At 73.1% G+C, this 5,841-nt stretch carries 5 protein-coding genes; 4 read left to right on the plus strand and 1 reads right to left on the minus strand.

Annotated features, from left to right (window positions below; genetic code table 11):
- Positions 1-60 precede the first annotated feature (60 nt).
- From ACOV8S_RS03350 to ACOV8S_RS03360, 3 genes are read left to right on the plus strand one after another with little or no spacing between them, the layout of a single operon-like run.
- Positions 61-834: a (Fe-S)-binding protein gene (locus ACOV8S_RS03350; protein ID WP_448317334.1), complete on the plus strand. Its 774-nt coding sequence runs from the start codon at positions 61-63 to the stop codon at positions 832-834.
- A complete protein-coding gene (locus tag ACOV8S_RS03355; protein WP_448316017.1) occupies positions 831-2,408 on the plus strand; it encodes a lactate utilization protein B in 1,578 nt (525 codons plus the stop codon). Before ACOV8S_RS03350 ends, ACOV8S_RS03355 begins: the two co-directional genes overlap by 4 nt.
- Positions 2,405-3,040, plus strand: coding sequence for a LutC/YkgG family protein (locus ACOV8S_RS03360; protein ID WP_448316018.1), 636 nt, complete (start codon positions 2,405-2,407; stop codon positions 3,038-3,040). The genes ACOV8S_RS03355 and ACOV8S_RS03360 overlap by 4 nt, the downstream gene beginning before the upstream one ends.
- Before the next feature lie 76 nt (positions 3,041-3,116).
- Here ACOV8S_RS03360 and ACOV8S_RS03365 read toward each other — a convergent pair whose 3' ends face one another.
- Complete coding sequence (locus ACOV8S_RS03365) at positions 3,117-4,574, minus strand: aminotransferase class I/II-fold pyridoxal phosphate-dependent enzyme (RefSeq protein WP_448316019.1); 1,458 nt, start codon at positions 4,572-4,574, stop codon at positions 3,117-3,119.
- Positions 4,575-4,773: 199 nt separating this feature from the next.
- Here ACOV8S_RS03365 and ACOV8S_RS03370 point away from each other — a divergent pair.
- A partial coding sequence (locus ACOV8S_RS03370) for a glutamate--cysteine ligase (protein WP_448316020.1) occupies positions 4,774-5,841 on the plus strand: 1,068 nt, incomplete at its 3' end.

The following is a 5,841-nucleotide window of genomic DNA, read 5'->3' on the forward strand; positions in this document are numbered from 1 at the left end:
GGGCACGGGGCCGCGGGGCCGCCGGGGCAGAAACCGTTCGACCGTCCGACGGGAGGTTCCATGCGGATCGGGCTCTTCGCCACCTGTCTGGGAGACACGTTCTTCCCGGACGCGGTGAGGTCGACCGCCGTGCTGCTCGCCCGGCTGGGCCACGAGGTGGCCTTCCCGCCGGGTCAGACCTGCTGCGGCCAGATGCACGTCAACACCGGGTACCAGCGCGAGCCGGTCCCGCTGGTGCGGAACTTCGCCGAGCAGTTCGGCGACGCCTCCCTGGACGCGGTCGTCATGCCCTCCGGCTCCTGCGCCGGCTCGGTCCGCCACCAGCACGAGATCGTGGCCGAACGCTACGGTGACGCGGCCCTGCGCGCCCAGGTCGCCGCCGTGAAGGCGAAGACGTACGAGCTCTCGGAGCTTCTGGTGGACGTCCTGGGTATCACCGACGTCGGCGCGTACTTCCCGCACCGCGTCACCTACCACCCGACCTGCCACTCCCTGCGGATGCTGCGCGTCGGCGACAAGCCGCTGCGGCTGCTGCGGGCCGTCGAGGCGATCGACCTGGTCGAGCTGCCCCAGGCGGACGCCTGCTGCGGCTTCGGCGGCACCTTCGCCCTGAAGAACGCCGGGACCTCCGCCGCCATGCTGCGGGACAAGCTGGACCACGTCCGCTCCACCGGCGCCGACGTCTGCACCGCCGGGGACTCCTCCTGCCTGATGCACATCGGCGGCGGGCTGTCCCGCATCGAGGCGGGCACCCGCACCCTGCACCTGGCGCAGATCCTCGCCTCCACCCGCACCGTGCCCCACCAGCTCCCGCAGCCGGAGGCCGCCCGATGAACAGCAGCCCGGCCGGCGGCTCCGCCTTCCTCGGCCTGCCCGCCGTCCCGCCCCGCTCGCCCTACGGCACCGGCAACCTGCGCGGCGACCGCACGTTCCCCGAGGCCGCCCACGACGAGCTGGGCAACGACCAGCTGCGCCGCAACCTCACCAGGGCCACCCGCACCATCCGCGGCAAGCGGCTCGCGGTCACCGGCGAACTCCCCGACTGGGAGCAGCTGAGGGATGCCGGCGCGGCGATCAAGACCGACACCATGAACCGGCTGCCCGAGCTGCTGGAACAGCTGGAACGCAAGGTCACCGAGCGCGGCGGCACCGTCCACTGGGCCCGCGACGGCGTCGAGGCCAACGAGATCGTCACCCGCCTGGTCGAGGCGACCGGCAGCGACGAGGTCATCAAGGTCAAGTCGATGGCCACCCAGGAGATCGGGCTCAACGAGCACCTGGAGAGCCGGGGCATCACCGCCCACGAGACCGACCTGGCCGAGCTGATCGTGCAGCTCGCCGGTGACAAGCCGTCGCACATCCTGGTCCCCGCCATCCACCGCAACCGCGAGGAGATCCGGGACATCTTCCGCGCCGGCATCCCGGGCGTCGACCCCGGGCTGGACGCGGTGCCCGCGCACCTCGCCGCCGCGGCCCGCGCCTACCTGCGCGAGAAGTTCATGACGGTGCCCGTCGCCGTCTCCGGAGCCAACTTCGGCATCGCCGAGACCGGCACCCTCTCGGTCGTCGAGTCCGAGGGCAACGGGCGCATGTGCCTGACGCTGCCGCGGACGCTGATCACCGTGATGGGCATCGAGAAGGTGCTGCCCCGCTACCAGGACCTGGAGGTCTTCCTCCAGCTGCTGCCCCGGTCCTCCACGGGCGAGCGGATGAACCCGTACACCTCGCTGTGGACCGGCGTCACCCCCGGCGACGGCCCCGAGGAGTTCCACCTGGTCCTGCTGGACAACGGGCGGACCGCGGCGCTGGCCGACCGGATCGGCCGCGAGGCCCTCAACTGCATCCGCTGCTCCGCCTGCCTCAACGTCTGCCCGGTGTACGAGCGGACCGGCGGTCACTCCTACGGCTCCACCTACCCGGGCCCCATCGGCGCCGTCCTGACCCCGCAGCTGGCCGGCATGGACGTCGCGAAGAACGACCCCAACAGCTCGCTGCCGTACGCCTCCACCCTGTGCGGCGCCTGCTTCGACGCCTGCCCGGTGAAGATCGACATTCCGTCGCTGCTGGTCGAGCTGCGCCACCAGCACACCGAGCAGGCCGGGACCACCGCCGAGAAGCTGGCGATGAAGGCGGCCGCCGCCGTGATGAGGCGGCCCGCGCTGTACACCGCTGCCCAGAAGGCCGCGGGCGGCCCGGGGCGGCTGATCGCCGGCCGGGACGGGGTCGTCTCCCACCTGCCGCCGCCGTTCGACGGCTGGACCGACAGCCGCGACCTCCCGGCCCCGCCGCGGCAGACCTTCCGGTCCTGGCTGGCCTCCGAGGAGGGCGCCGCCACTCTGCGCGAGGCCGCGGAGGAGGGCCGCCGCGACCGGAACGGCAACCGGGACGGCAACGAGGAGACACGGTGACCCCGACCGCACGCGAGACGGTGCTCGGCCGGATCCGCGACGCGCTCGCCCTGGCCGAGCCGGGCGAGGTGACCGTCGAGCGCGACTACCGCACCGGCCGCACCCTCCCCGACCAGGAGCGGCTGGAGCTCCTCACCGACCGCCTGGTCGACTACAAGGCGGGGGTGCGCACCTGCACCGCGGACCGCACCGCCGAGACGGTCGCCGAGGTCCTGCGGGAGCGCGGAGCGCGCCGCGTCGGCGTCCCCGGCGGACTCGACCCCGCCTGGCTCGCCGCCTTCGACGGCGAGGTCCGGCAGGACTCCACCGACCTCCCGGCGCCCCTGCTCGACGACCTCGACGGTGTGGTCACGGCCTCCGCCGTCACCTGCGCGGAGACCGGCACGATCTTCCTCGACGGGTCCCCGGACCAGGGGCGGCGCGCGCTGTCCCTCGTCCCCGACCTCCACGTGTGCGTGGTCGACCTGTCCTCGGTGGTGGCCGGCGTGCCGGAGGCGGTCGCCCGCCTGGTGCCCGAGCGGCCGACGACCCTGATCAGCGGGCCGTCGGCCACCTCGGACATCGAGCTCGAGCGGGTCGAGGGCGTGCACGGGCCCCGCACCCTCGAGGTGATCGTCCGCACCGACGTCTGAGGTGCGGCGGGGCGGGCGCCTCGGACGGAGACGCACCCCGTGCCCCACGCCCGCCCCGGGCCCGTGTACGCCTCGGTCAGGCGACCACGCGGAAGGTCTCCAGCTTCTCGTCCGCGGCGTCCGGCAGCAGCATGCCCGCCTTCACACCGCTGGTGAGGTAGTCCACGACCTCCTGCGTGATCACCTCGCCGGGGGCCACGGCCGGCACGCCGGGCGGGTACGGCGTGATCGTCTCGGCGGCCACCCGCCCGACGGCCCGGGCGGCGGACACGTGCTCGACGCTGCCGAAGAAGGCGTCGCGCGGCCGCATCGCCTGCTCCAGCTCCAGGTCGCCCGGCGACGGCAGACTCACCCGCGGCGGCCGCTGGAGCGTGCCCGCCTCCTTGACGAGCCGCCGCAGCGAATCCACCAGCAGCGCCTCGGCACGGTCATCGTCGCCGTGCGTGATCTGCGGGCAGATCCGCACCGTGTCCGCCGACCCGATGTCCACGTGGCAGGTGGTGCGCAGCCACTCGGCCGCCTGCATGCCGGTGATGCCGAGCTCCCGGACGTCGATGCTCATCTTCAGCGGGTCGTGTTCGAAGGCCAGCCCCTCGCGGACGATCTCCTCGCCCATCACCGACAGCCCGTCGGTCGCGGTCACCGCCTCGCGGATCCGCCGCGCCCGGGCCAGCGCCGTGCCCAGCAGTTCCTCGCCCTGCTCCACCATCTGCCGCCGCCAGCCGTCCAGCGTCGCGTACACCAGGGACGAGGAGCTGGTGGTCCCCAGCAGGTCCTCGCGCTGGGCGAGCACCTCGGCGGAGATGCGGTCGCCCTTCAGGTGGAACACCGAGCTCTGCTCGATCGCGCCGCCCATCTTGTGCACGCTGGTGATCACCATGTCGGCCTCGGCGTCCATGCCCCAGGCCGGAAGCTCCGGGTGGAAGGGCAGGTGGGCGCCCCAGGCCTCGTCGACGATCAGCGGGACGCCGTACTCGTGGCAGACCCGCGCCACGCCGCGGATGTCCGCGCAGGAACCCCAGCTGGTGGGCGTGATCAGCAGCATGCCCTTGGCGTCCGGGTGCTCCTGGAGGGTGCGCCGCACGTCGTCCGGCTCCGGCGGGTGGGCCAGGTGCCGCTCCGCGTCGAACTTCGGGTGCACCCAGACCGGGACCACTCCGTTGATGATCACGGCGGCGATCACCGACTTGTGCGAGTTCCGCGAGATCAGCAGCTTCTCGCCGGGCCCGGCCACCGCCAGCATGCCCGTCTTCACCGACAGGGAGCTGCCGCAGGTGGAGAAGAACGCCTGGTCCGCGCCGACCGCGTCGGCCATCAGCTCCTGCGCATCGCCGAGCACGCCCTGCGACAGGCGCCGGTCGTCGAGCCCGTTCATGTTGAGGACGTCCGCGGCGAAGAGCCCCTCACCGAGGATCTCCTTGACCCGTGGGTCCACCCCGCGCCCCTGCCGGTGCCCGGGGGGACCGAACACCACGTCCCCTCGTCGGCGGAAATCCTCCAGCGCCTCCAGCACGGGCACGCGTGAATGGTCCACGGTCCTCCTCCTTCACGTCCGGTGACCGGATCGGGCCACCGTGTACGGGTCGCCCTGCTCCCGAGGGCCAAACGCCGGGCCCCGCGCGTGGACGGCGCGCACCGGGCGGCCCCGGGAGCGAACCGGTCGCGAACCGGTGAGGACTGATCGCGGGAACCCCCGGGAACACGAGGGAAACCCCCTCGAGAGAAAGGCCCCCGTGCGCACCGTCGGCGTCGAAGAAGAACTGCTCCTGGTCGATCCGGAGACGGGCGACCCGCGCGCCCTGTCCGCAGCCGTGCTCGCCCGTGCCGAGCGCGACCCCGCGGACTCCGACGTGTTCGAGAAGGAGCTCCACGGCCAGATGCTCGAGTTCGCCACGCATCCGCAGTCCTCACTGGCGGAGCTGCAGAAGGAGATCGTCCGCTGGCGGGCCGATGCCGCCCGGCACGCCGCCGGGACGGGCGCGGCCGTCACCGCGCTGGCGACCTCCCCGCTGCCGGTGAGCCCCAAGGTCAGCACCAGCGAGCGCTACCGGTGGATGGTCGAGCGGTACGGGCTGCCCACCCAGGAGCAGATGGTGTGCGGCTGCCACGTACACGTCTCGGTGGAGTCCGACGAGGAGGGCGTCGCGGTCCTGGACCGCATACGCAACTGGCTTCCCGTGCTCACCGCGCTGAGCGCCAACTCGCCGTTCTGGCAGGGCAAGGAGACCGGCTACCGCAGCTACCGCCGCCAGGTGTGGGAGCGCTGGCCCTCAGCCGGCCCGACCGAGCCGTTCGGCACCCCCGAGGAGTACCACCGGCGCACCGACGCGATGGTCGAGACCGGGGCCATCCTGGACCGGCACATGGCCTACTACGACGCCCGGCTCTCCGACGCCTACCCCACCGTCGAGATCCGCGTCTCCGACGTCTGCATGGACGCGGACACACCCGTGCTGATCGCGGCGCTGGCCCGCGGCCTGGTGGAGACCGCCGCCACCCAGTGGCGCTCCGGGGCCGAACCCACCTCGCCGGCCAGCGTGAGCCTGATGAAGCTGGCCGCCTGGCAGGCCTCCCGCTCGGGCCTGGACGGCGACCTCCTGCACCCGCTCACCTTCCGCCCCGCGCCCGCCCGCGAGGTGGTCGACGCGCTGCTCGAGCACCTGGACGACGCGCTGGGCGACACCGGCGACCGCGACCTCGCCCACCGCACCGTCGACCGCCTCTTCGAGGAGGGCAACGGCGCCCGCGTCCAGTGGGAGGTGTGGGAGAAGACGGGGAGCCTGCGCGACGTCGTCCTGGAG

This window comes from Streptomyces sp. CO7 (assembly GCF_053474865.1).